The sequence below is a fragment of the Paracoccus sp. ME4 genome (genome assembly GCF_046736325.1).
Taxonomy (GTDB): Bacteria; Pseudomonadota; Alphaproteobacteria; order Rhodobacterales; family Rhodobacteraceae; genus Paracoccus.
Genome location: NZ_CP151276.1, coordinates 2,791,584 through 2,807,246 on the forward strand (window position 1 = coordinate 2,791,584; position 15,663 = coordinate 2,807,246).

A 15,663-nucleotide genomic window follows, 5' to 3' on the forward strand; every position below is an offset into this window, starting at 1 on the left:
TGCGACCTGTCAGGATGGGGTCCAAAGGGGAGAGGAGAACGCCATGAAGATCGGATGCCCGAAAGAGGTCAAGCCGCAGGAGTTCCGCGTGGGCATGACACCCGCCGCCGCTGTCGAGGCGATCGGGCGCGGCCATACCGTCCTGATCCAGTCCGGCGCCGGAGAGGGCGCGGGCTTTGCCGATGACGACTATGCCGCCGCGGGCGCGCGGATCGTGCCCGACGCGGCGGCCGTCTTCGGCGAGGCCGAGCTGATCGTGAAGGTCAAGGAGCCGCAGCCCGCCGAACGCCGCATGCTGGCGCGCGGCCAGATCCTGTTCACCTATCTGCACCTGGCGCCCGACCCGGACCAGACGCGCGACCTGCTGGACAGCGGCGTGACGGCCATCGCCTATGAGACCGTGACCGATGCGCGGGGCGGGCTGCCGCTGCTGGCCCCCATGTCCGAGGTCGCCGGGCGCCTGGCCCCGCAGGTCGGGTCCTGGGCGCTGCAGAAGGCCAATGGCGGGCGCGGCGTACTGATGGGCGGCGTGCCGGGCGTGCGGCCCGCCAATGTCGTGGTGATCGGCGGCGGGGTCGTGGGCACCGCGGCGGCGCGCGTGGCGGTGGGCATGGGCGCGAACGTGACGGTCATGGACCGCTCGGTGCCGCGCCTCTCCTATCTGGACGACATCTTCATGGGCCGCCTGACCACGCAGTTCGCCAGCGCCGCGGCGACGGCCGAGGCGATCCGTACTGCCGACCTGGTGATCGGGGCCGTGCTGATCCCCGGCGCGGCGGCACCCAAGCTGATCAGCCGCGATCAGCTGTCCACCATGCCTCAGGGGGCCGTGCTGGTGGACGTGGCCATCGACCAGGGCGGCTGCTTCCAGACCTCGCGCGCGACCACCCATCAGGACCCGATCTACGAGGTCGACGGCATCGTCCATTACTGCGTGGCGAACATGCCCGGCGCGGTGGCGCGCACCAGCACGCAGGCTCTGGGCAACGTCACCCTGCCGCACCTGCTGGCGCTGGCCGACAAGGGCTGGCACCGCGCGCTGAGCGATGATGCCCATCTGCGCGCGGGCCTGTCGGTGCATGACGGCCGGCTGACCTCGCCCCCAGTGGGCGAGGCCCTGGGCATCGAGGCCGTCACCCCGGAGACCGCCCTGTCCACCTGAGGCTGCGGGCCTCCTGAAGGTCAGACCGGGCTTGCCCGGTCGGCCAGCAGGTCGCGGATCTGGGCCAGCAGCTCCTCTTGGCTGGGACCGGCGGGGGCGGCCTCCTTGGCCTCCTCCTTGCGGATCGCGGCGCGCTGCAGGCGGTTCACCGCCTTGACCAGCAGGAACACCGCCCAGGCCACGATCAGGAAGTTCAACACCGCCATGGCGAAGGCGCCATAGGCGAAGATCGCCGCTCCCGAATCGCGCGCGGCGGTCAGGCTGGCCCCGTCGGGGACGTTGCCGGACAGGACCAGATACTTGTCGGTGAAGTCGATGCCCCCGGTCATCAGCCCCAGGATCGGGTTGATCAGGTCCACCACCAGCGAATTGACGATGGCCGTGAAGGCGGCGCCGATGATGATGCCGACGGCAAGGTCGATGACGTTGCCGCGGGCGATGAAGGTCTTGAATTCCTGGATCATGACAGATCGTCCCTCGTGATGCGCGACAGCGTGCCGCAGTCCGATCCTGCGACCCCCGGGGCCGAAATGCAATCGCGCCGAAGGATGGACCTCCGGCGCGCTGCATGTCGGGTCGGGAAGGGCCGGTCACTCGGCCGGGGCGGCCTCGGCCAGCTTGCTGTCGATGACCTCCTTCATGCTCTCCCACGGCTGGTTCGAGACCTTCTCGCCGCCGATGATGAAGGTCGGCGTCGCCTCGACCTCGTCGGCGGTGGCGTTGGCCTGGAAGGTGGCGATCAGCTGCTCGACCTTGGCGGTGTCGTTCCAGCAGGCGGTCATCTGCTCCTCGGTCATGCCGGCCTTCAGGCCGATGCGGCGCAGGTTGGCCGCGATCTCGTCGCCCGACCCGCCGGCCAGCCATTCCGACTGCTCGTCGAACAGCATGCCGCTGACGGGATAGAACTTCTCGTCGCCGCCGCAGCGCGCCAGAACGCCGGCCCACAGGCCCGGCTGGTCGAAATAGACGTCGCGCTGCACGAAGCGGACCTTGCCGGTGTCGATGTATTCCGCCTTCAGTTGCGGATAGACGTCGCTGTGGAAGTTCGCGCAATGCCCGCAGGTGAAGCTGGCATATTCGACGATGGTCAGCGGCGCGTCCTCGGCCCCCTGGGCGATGTCGGGCAGGGTCGCGGGGGCGGCGGCGTCCTGGGCCAGGACGGGGGTCGCCAGCGTCAGGGCGAAGGCGGCGGCGGCGGTGCGAAGAAACATGGGTAATCCTTTCGGGTCGGGCAGATGGGTCAGGATCGGCGGCGGGCGACATTCATCGCCAGCCGGGCCATGGCCTGGGCCAGGCCGGGATCGTCGAACTGTCGGGCGACGCCCGCGGCCCGTTCCAGCAGCGCCGGATCGGGGGCCGGGGGTTCGGGCGGGGCGTGGGTGAAGCGGGCATGCCCCTCGGCAAAGCCCGAGGCCGCGGTCTGGGTCAGCGTGATGCGGCTGACCGCGTTGTAGCCATAGCAGGCGTTCACCCGCTCGCGCAGCTGCGGCAGCTGCATCTCGACCATGGGGGCCATCGGGCCGGTCGTCAGCAGCGTCAGCGTCGCGCCCAGACCGCCCCGCGCATGGCTGATGCGCACCGGACGGGTCACGGCGGCCAGCTGCGCGCCCGCAATCTCGGGCCAGTGGGTCAGCAGCCGCGTCACGGCGAAGCCCCGCCCCTCGGCCGCCTTCTGCACCCGCGCCGCCAACAGGCTTGAGGCCGCCTGAAAGCCGCGGCTGCGACGACGGGACCGGTCTGCGGCGGGATGGGACGGGTGGGCCATGGACGCCTTTGCTGCTATCACGCGCCCATCCTTAGCCAGCCATCCCCCCGGATGAAAGCGCGCCCTTCTGCAAAGGCCCACATAATTGCGTGAAAGCAAGGTGATCGCCCCCGACCTTCTGGCCTGGTATGACCGCCACGCCCGCGACCTGCCCTGGCGGGTGCAGCCCGGAGGCGCGCCCGCCGACCCCTATCGCGTCTGGCTGTCCGAGGTGATGCTGCAGCAGACCACCGTGGCGGCGGTCAAGGCGTATTTCCTGCGCTTCACCGCGATCTGGCCGACGGTGCAGGATCTGGCGGCGGCGCCCGACGCGCAGGTCATGGCGGAATGGGCGGGGCTCGGCTATTACGCGCGGGCCCGCAACCTGCTGGCCTGCGCGCGGGCGGTGACGGCCATGGGCGGCTTTCCGGACAGCCGCGACGGGCTGCAGGCGCTGCCGGGCATCGGGGCCTATACCTCCGCGGCCATCGCCGCGATCGCCTTCGACCGGGCCGAGACCGTGGTGGACGGCAATGTCGAACGCGTGGTCGCGCGGCTCTTCGCGGTCCAGACCCCCCTGCCGCGCGCCAAGCTCGAGCTGGTCGCCCTGGCCGATACTCTGACCCCCGCCGCCCGGCCGGGCGATTATGCGCAGGCGATGATGGACCTGGGCGCGACCATCTGCACGCCGCGCAGCCCGGCCTGCGTGATCTGCCCGCTGCAGGCGCAGTGCGACGCGCGCGCGCAGGGCATCGCGGCCGAGCTGCCCCGCAAGACGCCCAAGGCCGCGAAACCGCTGCGCCAAGGCACCGTCTGGCTGGGCCGGCAGGGCGAGGCCTTGCTGCTGGAGCATCGCCCGCCGCAGGGGTTGTTGGGCGGGGTGCTGGCCTTTCCATCGGCCGGGTGGGACGGGCGCGACCTGCCGCCCCCCGGTCCGGCCGACTGGCGCGATCTGGGCACGGTGCGCCATGTCTTCACCCATTTCACGCTGGACCTGACCGTGCGGATCGGCACGCTTGCCGGCAATCCCACGCGCGGAGAGCTGGTCCCCTTGCGGCAGATCGACCCCGCGGCCCTGCCGGGGCTGATGCGCAAGGTCTGGGATATGGCGCGACCGCACCTGACCGCCTAGCATCGGGGCATGAGCGAATCGCCCCGTTCCCCGATTCCCGCCGCGGCGCCCTTTTGGCTGTCGGTGGCGCTGGTCCCGCTGATGGCGCTGGCCGCCTGGCGGGGCGGGGCGTGGTGGCTGATCGTGCCGGCCTATGCGTGGTACCTGACAACCGCGCTGGACGGGGTGCTGGGCCTGAACCCCGACAATCCCGACCCCGACACCGGTGCCGAACAGCTGTACTGGCACCGCGCGGTCACGCTGATCTGGTTTCCGCTGCAGGCGGCGACCCTGGCCTGTTGCCTGTGGCTGGCGGGGCATGGCACGCATCTGTCGGGATGGGAGCTTCTGGGCCTCTTCTTCGCGCAGGGCGTGATGTCGGGCAGCGTGGGCATCGTCTATGCGCATGAACTGCTGCACCAGAAGTCGCGGGCCGAACGCTGGCTGGGCGACCTGCTGCTGGCCTCGGTGCTCTATTCGCATTTCCGGACCGAGCATCTGCTGGTCCACCACTCCTGGGTCTCGACCCCGCGCGACGCGGTCTCCGCCCGCTACAACGAGGGGTTCTACCGCTTCTTCGGGCGGGTCCTGACCCATGGACCGGCCAGCGCCTGGCGGGCCGAGACGCGGTTCCTGGCGCGCGCCGGGCGCGGGCCGCTGGACCGGCGCAACCCGTTCTGGCGCTATGGCGCGCTGCAGGCCGGGATGCTGGCCGGGGCGCTGGCGCTTGGCGGATGGGCGGGGCTGGGGCTGTTCCTGTTCCAGGCCTTCATCGCCGTCTGGCAACTGGAGCTGACCAATTACGTCGAGCATTACGGCCTGTCCCGCAAGCATCTGGGCGAGGGGCGATACGAGCCCGTCCGCCCGCGCCACAGCTGGAACGCCGGGCATACCGCGACCAACTGGCTGCTGATCAACCTTCAGCGCCATTCCGACCACCACACCCGGCCCGACCGCCGCTTTCCGCTGCTGCAGACCTATTCCGAGGACGAGGCCCCGCAGCTGCCGTTGGGCTATCCGGCGATGACCATGCTGGCGATGGTCCCGCCCTTGTGGCGGCGGCGCATGAACCCGCGGGTGCGCGCCTGGCGCCGCCGCTTCTACCCCGAGATCGAGGATTGGAGCGGCTACAACCGCGGCACCCTGCCCCTGCCGCGCAACGCGCTGTGACGCGCCGCCGCCGGGGTCCGCGTTAACCATCCGTGCAATGAAATGCCTCCGGGCTGTTCCCTATGCCGCGATCTACCCCCATGGTATTTGTGTAGTGAAAATACACGCACGGGTTGAGCGACCATGTATGACGATTCGGGACTGGCGGAGGGCGACAGGCCGCATTGGGCGGCCGCCCTGACCGGGGCGGGGGACATGGGGTTCATGCTGTATCGCAGCGTGGCACGGCCGGGGCTGGGGCGGGCCGATCTTGAGGCGATCCTGAACCAGGCCCGGCGGCGCAATGCCGAACGCGGGCTGACCGGCTGCCTGCATCATGAGAACGGGCTGTTCTTCCAGTGGCTGGAGGGGCCGCGCTTCACCCTGTCGCGGCTGATGGAGCGGTTGCGCGACGACGACCGCCATGTGGGCGTCACCGTGATCGACCAGGGGCGGCTGGACCGGCGGCTGTTCGGCGACTGGCAGATGCGCCATTCCGACTCGGCGACGGCCTCGCTGCTGGAATGGCTGGCGGGCAGCGGGCATAGCGAGGCAGACGGGGTGCGCAGCTTCCTCGAGACGATCCGCTGAACGAAAGATCCCCGCCATGCGGACATGGCGGGGCAAGGCGGCCCGGCCCGCGCGGCAGCGCGGCGCCGGACTGGCGAACGGAATGGGGTCAGTTGGGCCGGGATTCCATCTCGGCCCGGATCTGCTGGCGCAGGATGTCCAGCGGGATCATCTTGCCCTCGCGGCGAAAGTGCCAGTAGGTCCAGCCGTTGCACGAGGGCGCACCCTCCAGCGCGGCGCCGACCTGGTGGATGGAGCCCTTGACGTCGTTGCCGACCAGGCTGCCGTCGGCGCGGACCTTGGCCTTGTGGCGGTTGCCCAGGGAATACAGCTCCTCTCCGGGGCGCAGCATGCCGCGCTCGATCACCTGACCGAAGGGGATGCGCACCTCGGCGCGCTTGGCGCGGGTCGTGGCGATGGCCTCGGCATCCAGCGGACGGACGCGGGACAGGCGGCGGGCGGCGACCTCGCGATAGGCCTCCTCGCGCTCGATGCCGACATAGGCGCGACCCAGCATCTTGGCGACCGCGCCGGTCGTGCCGGTGCCGAAGAACGGGTCCAGCACCACGTCGCCGGGATTGGTCGTGCCGATGATGACCCGGTGCAGCAGGCTCTCGGGCTTCTGGGTCGGATGGGCCTTCTCGCCCGCGGCATCCTTCAGCCGTTCGCCGCCATTGCAGATCGGCAGGACCCAATCGCTGCGCATCTGCACGCCCTCGTTCAGCGACTTCAGCGCCTCGTAGTTGAAGGTGTACTTGGCCGTCTCCGACCGCGCGGCCCAGATCAGCGTCTCATGCGCATTGGTCAGCCGCTTGCCGCGAAAGTTCGGCATCGGGTTCGACTTGCGCCAGATCACGTCGTTCATGATCCAGAAGCCCTGGTTCTGGATCTCGGCGCCGACGCGGAAGATGTTGTGATAGCTGCCGATCACCCAGATCGCCCCGTTGGGTTTCAGCAGGCGGCGCGCGGCGGCCAGCCAGGCGCGGGTGAAGGCGTCGTAATCGGCAAAGCTGGAGAACTGGTCCCAATGGTCGTCCACCGCATCGACCCGGCTGTTGTCCGGCCGGTGCAGATCGCCGCGAAGCTGCAGGTTGTAGGGCGGGTCGGCAAAGATCAGGTCGACGCTGCCGGCGGGCAAGGCGTTCATGACCTCGATGCAGTCGCCTGCAAGGATCTGGTTCAGCGGTAACGGATCATGCGGGGAAGGGCGCGCGGAATCCGCGCGCTGGACCTTGGTTTTCATCGTGCTCTGCCTTCGGGAAATGCCGGCTTTTGCCGGTCTGGTATGGCCCCAAAGATGATTCAGATGCGAATCGGCGTCAATTTCTTTTTCGAATCAGTCACTTACAAAGGGGGGTTTACACAAGATATTGTGGACGGGCTTGAATGACCGCCTATGATGTGGGGTCACCCCCAGATTTAGCAGCGCGCGTTTATGGGCGGGGGTGGGATATCCCGCATTCACCTCCCAGCCATAACCGGGATGCTGTTGCGCCAAATCCACCATGATCGCATCGCGCGCCTGCTTGGCCAGGATCGAGGCCGCGGCGATGGACAGGCTGCGCCCGTCGCCCTTGACCACCGCCGTCGCGGGCAGCTCCAGATCGCGCGGCAGCAGGTTGCCGTCCACCAGGACATGGCAGGGGCGCGTGCGCAGCCCGTCCAGCGCGCGGCACATGGCGACATGGCTGGCACGCAGGATGTTCAGCGCGTCGATCTCGGCCACGGAGACATGGGCGACCGACCAGTCGCAATGCGCCGCGATCCATTCGGCCAGCGCCGCCCGGCGCGGCGCGGTCAGACGCTTGCTGTCGTCCAGGCCCTCGGGCAGCGGACCGTCGGGCAGGATCACCGCCGCCGCCGTCACCGGCCCGGCCAGCGGGCCGCGCCCGACCTCGTCCACGCCCGCGACATGGCGCGCGCCCGCGTCGCGCAGCGCGGTCTCCAGCGACAGGTCCGGCATCAGGCGGTGATCCGGACGGGGGCGATGGCGACCTCCTCCAGGTTGCTGCCCGCGCCCTCGCGGTCCACCACCAGGAAATCGGCGGCGCGGTCCAGCGGCGTCAGCACCCCGTGCCACGTCCCCGCGCTCAGGTTCACCCCCGTATGGGCCGGCACCAGGAAGGCGCGCAGCGGCCCCGGGCGCCCGCCCACATCGGGCGCCACGACCGACAGCCACGGATCGGGGCCAAGCGGCATGAAGGCCTGGCTGCCCAGGGGGTGACGCTCCAGCAGGGTGCAGTCGTAGGGCAGGCTGACGGCCTGGCTGCGGAACAGGCTGATGATCGCCTCGCCCCCGCCGCGTTCGACGGTGGCCAGCGCGTGATGGCGTTCGCAGCGGCCCGCGTTGATCATGCGGTCCGGCGTGGCGCGGGGGGTCAGGACCTGCCCGAAGGGGGCGAAGGCGGCGGCGGTCAGGGGTTCGATGCGGATCTGTGTCATGCCCGCGGTTCTAGCGCAGCGCCGCCAGCCCGTCGAGGATCAGCCCCATCAGCTCGGCCCGCGCGGCGGGGTCGCGCAGATGCGCGGCCTCGGCCCGGGCGGTGGAGGATATGGCGCGGCACCGGTCGGGATGGGCGCGCGCCCAGGCCAGCTTCCCGCGCAGGTCGGTCAGGTGACGTGCCACGGGGATGTAATGGACCCATGGCCGGAAGCGGCCGGAATAGAAGACCTGCCAGCCGTCCTCCTCGGCCAAGAGCACCCCGTTCTGGTCCAGCCCCGAGATGAAGTTCGAGCCGTGGTCGTAACCCGTCATGCACAGCCGATAGCGGAAGGCGGCAAAGTCGCGCGGCCCCATGCGCGGCCGGCAGAAGGGCGCGATCAGCGGGTCGTCGGCATGGTGGCGATAGGCGTGGGCCAGCACCAGCCCCACGTCGAAATCCGGATCGTCGATATGGGCGCGCAGGAAGGCCATGCGGTTCGTGCGGCACAGCCCCTCCCATGCGGCTTGGCGGTCGGCGGGGGTCGCCGCCTCGGCCAGGCGGGCCAGCCAGACATGGCTGGCGGGGCCGGGCTTCACGCCGGGCCGCATCTCGGAGCCCGAGATCATGCCGCGCCAGACCAGCCGGTCCTGCTTCTCCTCCCACGGGATGTCGTCGGGCGCAGCGGCCGGATCGAAGCCCGGCAGCCCCACTGCGTGCTGATCGGGCAGCGGCCACAGCACGGCGTTCACCGCACCGGCGCGACGGTTGTGGCACAGGACCGGCCGGTCCAGGGCCGCGCCTTCGGGGCTGCCGAACCAGCGGCTGTCCTCCATGTCGATCCAGACCGGGTCGCGGCGGTCCAGCGACAGGATGTCGTTGATGACGCCCTCGGCCCGGATCAGCTTGAAATGCCGCCCCTCGCGCGCCAGGGCCAGCGGGCGCCCGCCGGGGGGCGTGACCAGCGTGAACTGGCGCGGCGCGCCCTTGGCGTCCGTCACCGCGCCCTGCCCGGCCAGCGTCCCGTCCCAATGGCAGGCAAAGCCCGACAGGCCCGACAGATCGCCCGGCGCGCGCGTCCGCGCGCCCGACAGGCAGAAGCGCGCGACATCCGCCGCCCAGCCCTCCGGCGCGCGGGGCGGGGGCGGGGCATCGGCCCGCAGGCGGTGTTCGGGCCAGCGGGACCGGGGCACGAGGGGCAGCGGCACGATGTCCGACAGGCGCGCGGCCAGATCGACCGGGCGGGTCGTGGCCAGGTCCAGCACGATCAGCCGCGGATCGCCCGCGAACAGCGCCTCGACCGCCGCCTGATGGGCCGTGCCTTCGGGGTCGTCCGGGGCGGGGCGGGTCAGCAGGAAGACCGCATCGGGCAGCTGGTCGCGCAGGAAGGCGGCGCAGCGCCAGGCCTCCAGCCGCGGACGCCACAGCGGCCGGTCCCGATAGAGCCCCGCGAACAGCCGCATGCCCGGCCAGCCCCGCAGCGGGCGCGTCCCCTGCCCCATCGCATGAAGGATGTCGGCGGCCAGGCGTCCGCCCTCGTGGCAGGCGACGGGGTGGCCGTTGGCGCGGAACAGCGCGGCCAGCGCCTCGTCCACCGGGCCGTCGGGCCCGATATGGACGACGGGCCGCGCCATCAGGGCCGCGCGTTGCGCGGCAGCAGCACCGTCAGCAGTCCCAGCACCGGCAGCGCCGAGCAGATCAGGAACACCGTCCGGATGCCCTGCGCATCGGCCAGCACCCCGAGCGCTGCCGCCGAGATGCCGCCCATCCCGAAGGAGAAGCCGAAGAACAGCCCCGCGATCATCCCCGTCCGCCCCGGCACCAGCTCCTGCGCGAAGACGACGATGGCCGGGAAGGCGGAGGCCAGGATCAGCCCGATCAGCACCGCCAGCACGCCGGTCGGCACCAGCCCCACATGCGGCAGCGCCAGCGTCAGCGGCAGCACGCCCAGGATCGACACCCAGATCACCGTCAGCGGCCCGACCCGGTCGCCGATCACCCCGCCCAGCATCACCCCCCCGGCCATGCCCGCCAGGAACAGGAACAGCATCAGCTGCGCCCCCTGGGTGGACAGGCCGAAGCGGTCGATGGTGAAGAAGGTGAAATAGCTGCTCATCGAGGCGGTGTAGATGTTCTTGGTGAAGACCAGCACCGCCAGGACCGCGATGGCGCGGATCACCGTGGCGCGCGGCAGGCGCAGGCTGCGGTCGGGGACGGCCGCGGCGGCGCGGCGGCGATCCTCGGCCCAGGCCCCCACGCGCCACAGGATCGCCGCGCCGAGCGCCGCGGCCAGCGCGAACCAGGCCACCGCCGGACGTCCCATCGGCACGACCACGAAGGCCGCCAGCAGCGGCCCCATCGCCTGCCCGCCATTGCCGCCCAGCTGGAACAGCGACTGCGCGGTGCCGAAGCGCCCGCCCGACGCGGTGCGCGCCACGCGCGAGCTTTCCGGGTGGAACACCGCCGAGCCGATGCCGATCAGCATCGCCCCCGCCAGAAGCCAGCCATAGCTGTCCGCAAGGCCCAGCATCGTGACGCCGGTCAGCGTGGAGATCATCCCGAAGGGCAGCGAGCGGGGCTGGGGATGGCGGTCGGTCGCCATGCCGATCATCGGCTGCAGCAGCGATGCGGTGACCTGGAAGGCCAGCGTCATCACCCCGATCTGGGTATAGGACAGCGCGAATTCAGTCTGAAGCAGCGGATAGATCGCGGCCAGCATCGACTGCATGACGTCGTTGATCATGTGGCACAGGCTGATCGCCACCAGCACCCCCCAGCTGGTCGCGGTCCGGGCCGATGGGCCGGGCGGCCTCAGGTCGGGCGGGGTCAGGGTCGGGCGGGCGGCGGGAGAGAGCGAATCGGGCATCGGGATCGTCTTCATGCTTGCACGCTCTGCATCTATCAGACAGGCTGCGGAAGGAAAGCGCCGCCAACGCGCCCCTGATCGGCCTGCCCGCCGCGATTGTCCCGCCCCATGGCGTTTAGGACATCTATCTTTTCTTTATCCGTCGGCTATCACGATAGGGTGTCCTGTCATGAGTCGTCCATGAGTCAATCGATCCCGTCGTCCCGCCTGTCCGTCCATTCCTCCGGTGCCGATGGCGACCGGCGCCGTCCCAACACCTGGCAGGCCATCCGGGCCGAGGTGCTGGGCCGCATCCGGTCGGGCGAATGGCCCCCCGGCAGCCTGATCCCCACCGAGCAGATGCTGTCGGTGGAGATGGGCTGCGCGCGTGCCACGGTGAACCGGGCGCTGCGCGAGCTGGCCGACAGCGGCATCATCCAGCGCCGCCGCAAGGTCGGCACCCGCGTCGCCGCGACCACCTCGCGCCGCACCACCCTGTCGCTGCGGGTGATCCGCGACGAGATCGAGGCCCTGGGCGCCACCTATCGCCACGAGATGACGGAGTATCTGACATGCCCGCCCAGCCCGGCCGCGATGCAGGCGCTGCAGCTGGATGCCTCGGAACGGCTGCTGCTGGTCAAGTCGCGCTATCTGGCCGATGCGCGTCCGCATTGCTGCGAGGCGATCTGGCTGCATCCGCGCCTGCTGGCCATGCCGGGCGGGGCGGCGGCCGATCCGGGCCTGTTCGCGGCCGAACCGCCGCAGGAATGGCTGGCCCGCAGCCTGCCGGTGATCCAGGGCCATGTCTCGATCCTGGCCGAGGCCGCCAGCGGCTCCTGCGCGGTGAACCTGGAGGTCGAGCCCGGCACCCCGGTCATGGCGATCGAGCGGGTGACCCTGCTGGACGGGCTGCCCGTGGCCTTCGCGCGGCAGTTCTATCCGCCGCGCCACCGCCTGGTCCTGGGCGACTAGACCGCCAGCAAATCCGCGAAATGCGCAATCAGCCGGTGCTTGAGCACCTTGCCGGTCGCCGCCGCGGGCAGCGGGCCGGTCAGGATGATCCGCGTGGGCCGCTTGTAGGCCGACAGTCGCGCCGCCGCATGGGCCGCCAGCGCATCGGCCGACACCGCATCCGGCGCGATCAGCTGGCAGAAGGCCAGGATATCCTCGTCGCCCCCCTCGCGCGCGCGGCCGATCACGGCGGTCTGCAGCACGGCCGGATGATCGTTCAGCGCGGCCTCCACCTCGGGGGGATAGACGTTGAAGCCGCCGCGGATGATCAGCTCCTTGCAACGGCCGACGATGTGCAGCCGCCCCTGCGCATCGATCCGGCCCAGATCGCCGGTGCGCATCCAGCCGTCCCGCAGCACCTGCGCCGTGCCCTCCGCATTGCGGAAATAGCCGCGCATGATGTGCGGACCCCGCGTCAGCACCTCTCCGGTGCCGGGTTCGCGGCCGATGGTCTCGTCCAGCGCGATCTCCACCCCCGGCAGCGGATGGCCCGCCGAAGGGTCCGGGTCGCCGATGGCGTTGTTCGTGACGGTCACCCCCGCCGTCGTCTCGGTCATGCCGTAGCCGTTCTGCAGCGCGATGCCGTAGAACGCCTCGGCCCGCCGCTTCCAGTCGGGGTCCAGAGGCGCCGCGCCGCTGCTGACATAGCGCAGCGGCCGGGCCAGACGCTCCAGCCCCTGGGCGCGCGCCTCGGCCATGATGGCCGCATGCATCTGCGGCACGGCGGGCAGGACGGTCACGTCCGATTGCAGCGCGGCCAGCGTCTGCGCGGCGGAAAAGCGCGGCTCCAGCCGGATATGCGCGCCCGTGGCCAGCCCCGCCGCCAGCATCGAGGTCAGCCCGAAGACATGCGTCAGCGGCAGCACGCCCCAGATGACGTCATCCGCCTGCATCCCCCGCAGCCGGGCCGAGCTTTCGCCGCCAAAGATCAGGTTGCCATGGGTCAGCATCACCCCCTTGGGCGTGCCCGTCGTGCCGGTGGTGTAGAGGATCACCGCCGTCATCGCGTCCTGCGATTCCACCTGCTCCGGCACGGCGTCGAACGGTCCCGCGACATGCAACGCCGCTCCGGCCAGCGTGACGGCGCGCGCATCGCCCGCGTGCAGCCGCGCGGGCTCGCTGACATCGGACAGGAACAGGGTCAGGCGCGGTTCGGTATGGGCCGCGATCTTGGCCAGCTCGGGCGCGGTCATGCGCGCGTTCACCGGCACCAGCACCGCGCCCATGCGGCTGGCGGCCAGCAGCAGGACCGGCACCGGGGCCGCGTTCTCGGCCACCACCAGCAGCCGGTCACCGGGGCGCAGGCCCATCGCCGCCATATCCGCCTGCGTCCGCCGGACCAGATCGTCCAGTGCGGCATAGGTCAGGGTGCGTCCCGTCCAATCGGTCAGGGCCGGACGGTCGGGATGGGCCGCGCAAGCGGCGTCGAACAACTGGTGGATACGGGTCATGAATCCTCGCGAAGGCGGCGGAAATCGGGGGGGCGCTTGGCCAGGAAGGCGGTGATGCCCTCGGCGGCCTCGCGCGAGGCGAGGGCCGTGGCCATCGCGTCGCGTTCGGCACTCAGCTGCGCCTCCAGCAGGGTGGCGCGGGCGCCGGTCAGCAGATGCTTGATCGCGGCCTGCGCCTCGGCCGGGCCTGCGGCCAGGCGGTCAGCCAGGGCCATGGCGGCCATGATGGCCTCTCCCGGCTCGGTCAGTTCCTGGATGACGCCCAGGGCGTGGAGGCGTTCCGCGCCCACGGGCTGGCCGGTCAGGGCCATGGACGCGGCCATCTGCGGCGGCAGGCAGGCGGTCAGCGCCGCGGTCAGCCCGCCATCGGGCACAAGCCCGGCATTCACATAGGCCGCCGTGTAACGCGCATCGCGGGCCGACACGATCATGTCGCAGGCCAAGGCCAGCGACAGGCCCGCGCCGGCGGCGCCCCCCTCGACCACGGCGATGACCGGGCGGGGGCAGGCCACGACCGCGCGCATCAGGTCGTTCAGCGCGTCGATGCGGGCGCGGCGCTGATCCTCGGACATCTCCTGCGCCTTGATCAGCATGGTCAGATCGCCGCCCGCGCAGAAGAAATCGCCCTCGCCCATGATCAGCACGGCGCCGATGCGGGGGTTGTCGGTCGCCAGCTCCAGCGCGCGGTGCAGGCCCTTGTAGAAATCGGGCGTCAGCGCGTTGCGGCGGGCGGCGTTGCGGTTCTCGACCACCAGGCGGTCGCCCAGGTCGCTGATTTCGCAATGCGGATTGGTGAGGTCGGTCATGGGGCGGCCCTTGTCTTGCGGAAGACGCCGGTCGCAGTGGCGATCAGCGTGCCGTCCTCATGCCGCAACGCGCCCTCGATGAACAGGGTGGCGCGTCCGCCGCCCGTCACGCGGCCGGTGGCCGTCACGCGCCCCGGCAGGCCCGGCGCCAGATAGTTCACCGTCAGCGACAGGGTGGTGAAGGGATGGCGGCCTGTGGCATCGACCGTCAGGCTGCCCGTGGCCCCCATCGCGCTGTCCAGAAGCGTCGCGGCCAGCCCGCCATGCAGGATGCCCTGACGGTTCAGATGGCGGTCGTTCAGGTCCAGCCAGCAGACCGCCCCCGCCCGGCAGCCCACGTCCAGGACATAGCCGATCAGGGACTGGGTGCCGGTTTCCCCGTGGATCAGGGTCATGCGAAGGCGGGCTCGCCGCGCGCGAACCGCTCCAGATGGAAATCCGCATCGCCCATGGCCGTGTCGGCGGCCAGCAGGCGGCGGATCATGCCGCCAAGCGCATATTCCTCGGTCATGCCGATGCCGCCATGCAGCTGCACCGATTCCTCGGCCACCAGCCGCGCGACCCGGCCCAGGGTGACCTTGCAGGCCTGCAGATGCCGGTCGCGCAGGGGCGCATCGGCATCCAGATGGCCCGCGAAATTGGTGACGGCGGAGCGCGCCTGCTCGACCTCGACCGACAGGTCGGCGGCGCGATGCGCCAAGGCCTGGAACGCGATCAGCGGCTGGCCGAACTGCTTGCGGGTGCGCAGATAGTCCAGCGTCAGATCGACCGCCGCACTCAGCGTGCCCAAGGCATAGGCCGCATGGGCCAGGACGCCGCGCGCCAGCACCGCGTCGAAATCCGTCAGCGCCCCAAGCCGCGTGGCGGGGGTGGCGTCAAGGATCAGGTCGGCGCCGCGCTGATCGTCCATCAGCGGATAGGGGCGCACCGTCAGCCCCGTTGCGTCGGGCGCGACCAGCCACAGCGCATCGGCGGTGGTGACGATGATCGCCGCCGCCCCTTCGGCCCCCGCCACCATGGTCTTGCGCCCGGTCAGGCGGTCGCCATCGACGCTGATCGCCACGCCGCGGTCGTAACGCGTGCCGGGTTCGGCATCGGCGAAGGCGATGGTGGCCCCATCGTCAGCAGGCTGGCCCGCCTGCGCCAGGGCCGCCGCCCCGATCATCGTGCCGATCAGCGGCAGGGACGCGCCCGCCCGGCCCAGGGCCTCGAAGATCAGCGCCACGGCGGCGCCCGATCCGTCGAAGCCGCCCTCGGCCTCGGTCAGCAGGGCCTGGGGGACGCCGGCCTCCAGCAGCGCGGGCATCAGCGCCTCGCCGGAATGGCGGGCCAGGATGCCGCGCAGGCTGTCCTGCAGCATGCGGTGGTCGTCGGAAAGCTGAAAGTCCATGGGC

The 15,663-nt window shown here is 70.9% G+C and carries 17 protein-coding genes; 5 read left to right on the forward strand and 12 right to left on the reverse strand.

The window, feature by feature from the left end:
• Window positions 1-43 precede the first annotated feature (43 nt).
• On the forward strand, window positions 44-1,162 hold the full coding sequence (gene ald, locus AACG61_RS14250) for an alanine dehydrogenase (RefSeq protein WP_411837760.1): 1,119 nt from the start codon (window positions 44-46) through the stop codon (window positions 1,160-1,162).
• Window positions 1,163-1,182: 20 nt separating this feature from the next.
• Here ald and mscL read toward each other — a convergent pair whose 3' ends face one another.
• From mscL to AACG61_RS14265, 3 genes are all read right to left on the reverse strand, one after another.
• Entirely contained in the window at window positions 1,183-1,626 is a 444-nt protein-coding gene (gene mscL, locus AACG61_RS14255; RefSeq protein ID WP_411837761.1) for a large conductance mechanosensitive channel protein MscL, read from the reverse strand.
• 126 nt (window positions 1,627-1,752) lie between these two features.
• The gene (locus AACG61_RS14260) at window positions 1,753-2,373 is read right to left on the reverse strand and encodes a DsbA family protein (RefSeq protein WP_411837762.1); all 621 of its coding nucleotides are present in this window, start codon (window positions 2,371-2,373) and stop codon (window positions 1,753-1,755) included.
• A 29-nt stretch (window positions 2,374-2,402) separates the two neighbouring features.
• Complete coding sequence (locus tag AACG61_RS14265; protein ID WP_411837763.1) at window positions 2,403-2,927, reverse strand: DUF721 domain-containing protein; 525 nt, start codon at window positions 2,925-2,927, stop codon at window positions 2,403-2,405.
• A gap of 103 nt (window positions 2,928-3,030) precedes the next feature.
• Between AACG61_RS14265 and mutY the strand changes: the two genes are divergently transcribed.
• From mutY to AACG61_RS14280, 3 genes are all read left to right on the forward strand, one after another.
• Window positions 3,031-4,038 (forward strand): A/G-specific adenine glycosylase, encoded by a 1,008-nt coding sequence (gene mutY / locus AACG61_RS14270; protein ID WP_411839535.1) that lies wholly within the window; start codon window positions 3,031-3,033, stop codon window positions 4,036-4,038.
• Between the two features lie 9 nt (window positions 4,039-4,047).
• Window positions 4,048-5,187, forward strand: coding sequence for an alkane 1-monooxygenase (locus tag AACG61_RS14275; RefSeq protein ID WP_411837765.1), 1,140 nt, complete (start codon window positions 4,048-4,050; stop codon window positions 5,185-5,187).
• A gap of 123 nt (window positions 5,188-5,310) precedes the next feature.
• The gene (locus AACG61_RS14280) at window positions 5,311-5,757 is read left to right on the forward strand and encodes a BLUF domain-containing protein (protein ID WP_411837766.1); all 447 of its coding nucleotides are present in this window, start codon (window positions 5,311-5,313) and stop codon (window positions 5,755-5,757) included.
• Between the two features lie 88 nt (window positions 5,758-5,845).
• Here AACG61_RS14280 and AACG61_RS14285 read toward each other — a convergent pair whose 3' ends face one another.
• The 5 genes from AACG61_RS14285 to AACG61_RS14305 form a co-directional block, all read right to left on the reverse strand.
• Complete coding sequence (locus AACG61_RS14285) at window positions 5,846-6,979, reverse strand: site-specific DNA-methyltransferase (protein ID WP_411837767.1); 1,134 nt, start codon at window positions 6,977-6,979, stop codon at window positions 5,846-5,848.
• Between the two features lie 93 nt (window positions 6,980-7,072).
• Window positions 7,073-7,699, reverse strand: a complete 627-nt coding sequence (locus AACG61_RS14290; protein WP_411837768.1) for a ribonuclease HII — start codon at window positions 7,697-7,699, stop codon at window positions 7,073-7,075.
• Window positions 7,699-8,178 (reverse strand): ureidoglycolate lyase, encoded by a 480-nt coding sequence (locus AACG61_RS14295; RefSeq protein ID WP_411837769.1) that lies wholly within the window; start codon window positions 8,176-8,178, stop codon window positions 7,699-7,701. The genes AACG61_RS14290 and AACG61_RS14295 overlap by 1 nt, the downstream gene beginning before the upstream one ends.
• A 10-nt stretch (window positions 8,179-8,188) precedes the next feature.
• Window positions 8,189-9,790: a glycosyl transferase family 90 gene (locus AACG61_RS14300; RefSeq protein ID WP_411837770.1), complete on the reverse strand. Its 1,602-nt coding sequence runs from the start codon at window positions 9,788-9,790 to the stop codon at window positions 8,189-8,191.
• Window positions 9,790-11,037, reverse strand: a complete 1,248-nt coding sequence (locus AACG61_RS14305) for an MFS transporter (protein WP_411837772.1) — start codon at window positions 11,035-11,037, stop codon at window positions 9,790-9,792. The genes AACG61_RS14300 and AACG61_RS14305 overlap by 1 nt, the downstream gene beginning before the upstream one ends.
• Window positions 11,038-11,202: 165 nt before the next feature.
• Between AACG61_RS14305 and AACG61_RS14310 the strand changes: the two genes are divergently transcribed.
• The gene (locus tag AACG61_RS14310) at window positions 11,203-11,973 is read left to right on the forward strand and encodes a GntR family transcriptional regulator (RefSeq protein ID WP_411837773.1); all 771 of its coding nucleotides are present in this window, start codon (window positions 11,203-11,205) and stop codon (window positions 11,971-11,973) included.
• Here AACG61_RS14310 and AACG61_RS14315 read toward each other — a convergent pair.
• From AACG61_RS14315 to AACG61_RS14330, 4 genes are read right to left on the reverse strand one after another with little or no spacing between them, the layout of a single operon-like run.
• A complete protein-coding gene (locus tag AACG61_RS14315) occupies window positions 11,970-13,463 on the reverse strand; it encodes a class I adenylate-forming enzyme family protein (RefSeq protein WP_411837774.1) in 1,494 nt (497 codons plus the stop codon). The two genes, AACG61_RS14310 and AACG61_RS14315, sit on opposite strands and share 4 nt — an antisense overlap.
• Entirely contained in the window at window positions 13,460-14,269 is an 810-nt protein-coding gene (locus tag AACG61_RS14320; RefSeq protein WP_411837775.1) for an oxepin-CoA hydrolase, alternative type, read from the reverse strand. Before AACG61_RS14320 ends, AACG61_RS14315 begins: the two co-directional genes overlap by 4 nt.
• Window positions 14,266-14,664, reverse strand: a complete 399-nt coding sequence (locus AACG61_RS14325) for a PaaI family thioesterase (protein WP_411837776.1) — start codon at window positions 14,662-14,664, stop codon at window positions 14,266-14,268. The genes AACG61_RS14320 and AACG61_RS14325 overlap by 4 nt, the downstream gene beginning before the upstream one ends.
• On the reverse strand, window positions 14,661-15,659 hold the full coding sequence (locus tag AACG61_RS14330; protein WP_411837777.1) for an acyl-CoA dehydrogenase family protein: 999 nt from the start codon (window positions 15,657-15,659) through the stop codon (window positions 14,661-14,663). The genes AACG61_RS14325 and AACG61_RS14330 overlap by 4 nt, the downstream gene beginning before the upstream one ends.
• Window positions 15,660-15,663 lie beyond the last annotated feature (4 nt).

Excerpts from the sequence above, each read along its gene's own strand:
- ald (WP_411837760.1), top strand. The coding sequence starts at position 44 with ATGAAGATCGGATGCCCGAAAGAGGTCAAGCCGCAGGAGTTCCGCGTG.
- mscL (WP_411837761.1), bottom strand. The coding sequence starts at position 1,626 with ATGATCCAGGAATTCAAGACCTTCATCGCCCGCGGCAACGTCATCGAC.
- AACG61_RS14260 (WP_411837762.1), bottom strand. The coding sequence starts at position 2,373 with ATGTTTCTTCGCACCGCCGCCGCCGCCTTCGCCCTGACGCTGGCGACC.
- AACG61_RS14265 (WP_411837763.1), bottom strand. The coding sequence starts at position 2,927 with ATGGCCCACCCGTCCCATCCCGCCGCAGACCGGTCCCGTCGTCGCAGC.
- AACG61_RS14275 (WP_411837765.1), top strand. The coding sequence starts at position 4,048 with ATGAGCGAATCGCCCCGTTCCCCGATTCCCGCCGCGGCGCCCTTTTGG.
- AACG61_RS14280 (WP_411837766.1), top strand. The coding sequence starts at position 5,311 with ATGTATGACGATTCGGGACTGGCGGAGGGCGACAGGCCGCATTGGGCG.
- AACG61_RS14285 (WP_411837767.1), bottom strand. The coding sequence starts at position 6,979 with ATGAAAACCAAGGTCCAGCGCGCGGATTCCGCGCGCCCTTCCCCGCAT.
- AACG61_RS14290 (WP_411837768.1), bottom strand. The coding sequence starts at position 7,699 with ATGCCGGACCTGTCGCTGGAGACCGCGCTGCGCGACGCGGGCGCGCGC.
- AACG61_RS14295 (WP_411837769.1), bottom strand. The coding sequence starts at position 8,178 with ATGACACAGATCCGCATCGAACCCCTGACCGCCGCCGCCTTCGCCCCC.
- AACG61_RS14300 (WP_411837770.1), bottom strand. The coding sequence starts at position 9,790 with ATGGCGCGGCCCGTCGTCCATATCGGGCCCGACGGCCCGGTGGACGAG.
- AACG61_RS14305 (WP_411837772.1), bottom strand. The coding sequence starts at position 11,037 with ATGAAGACGATCCCGATGCCCGATTCGCTCTCTCCCGCCGCCCGCCCG.
- AACG61_RS14310 (WP_411837773.1), top strand. The coding sequence starts at position 11,203 with ATGAGTCAATCGATCCCGTCGTCCCGCCTGTCCGTCCATTCCTCCGGT.
- AACG61_RS14315 (WP_411837774.1), bottom strand. The coding sequence starts at position 13,463 with ATGACCCGTATCCACCAGTTGTTCGACGCCGCTTGCGCGGCCCATCCC.
- AACG61_RS14320 (WP_411837775.1), bottom strand. The coding sequence starts at position 14,269 with ATGACCGACCTCACCAATCCGCATTGCGAAATCAGCGACCTGGGCGAC.
- AACG61_RS14325 (WP_411837776.1), bottom strand. The coding sequence starts at position 14,664 with ATGACCCTGATCCACGGGGAAACCGGCACCCAGTCCCTGATCGGCTAT.
- AACG61_RS14330 (WP_411837777.1), bottom strand. The coding sequence starts at position 15,659 with ATGGACTTTCAGCTTTCCGACGACCACCGCATGCTGCAGGACAGCCTG.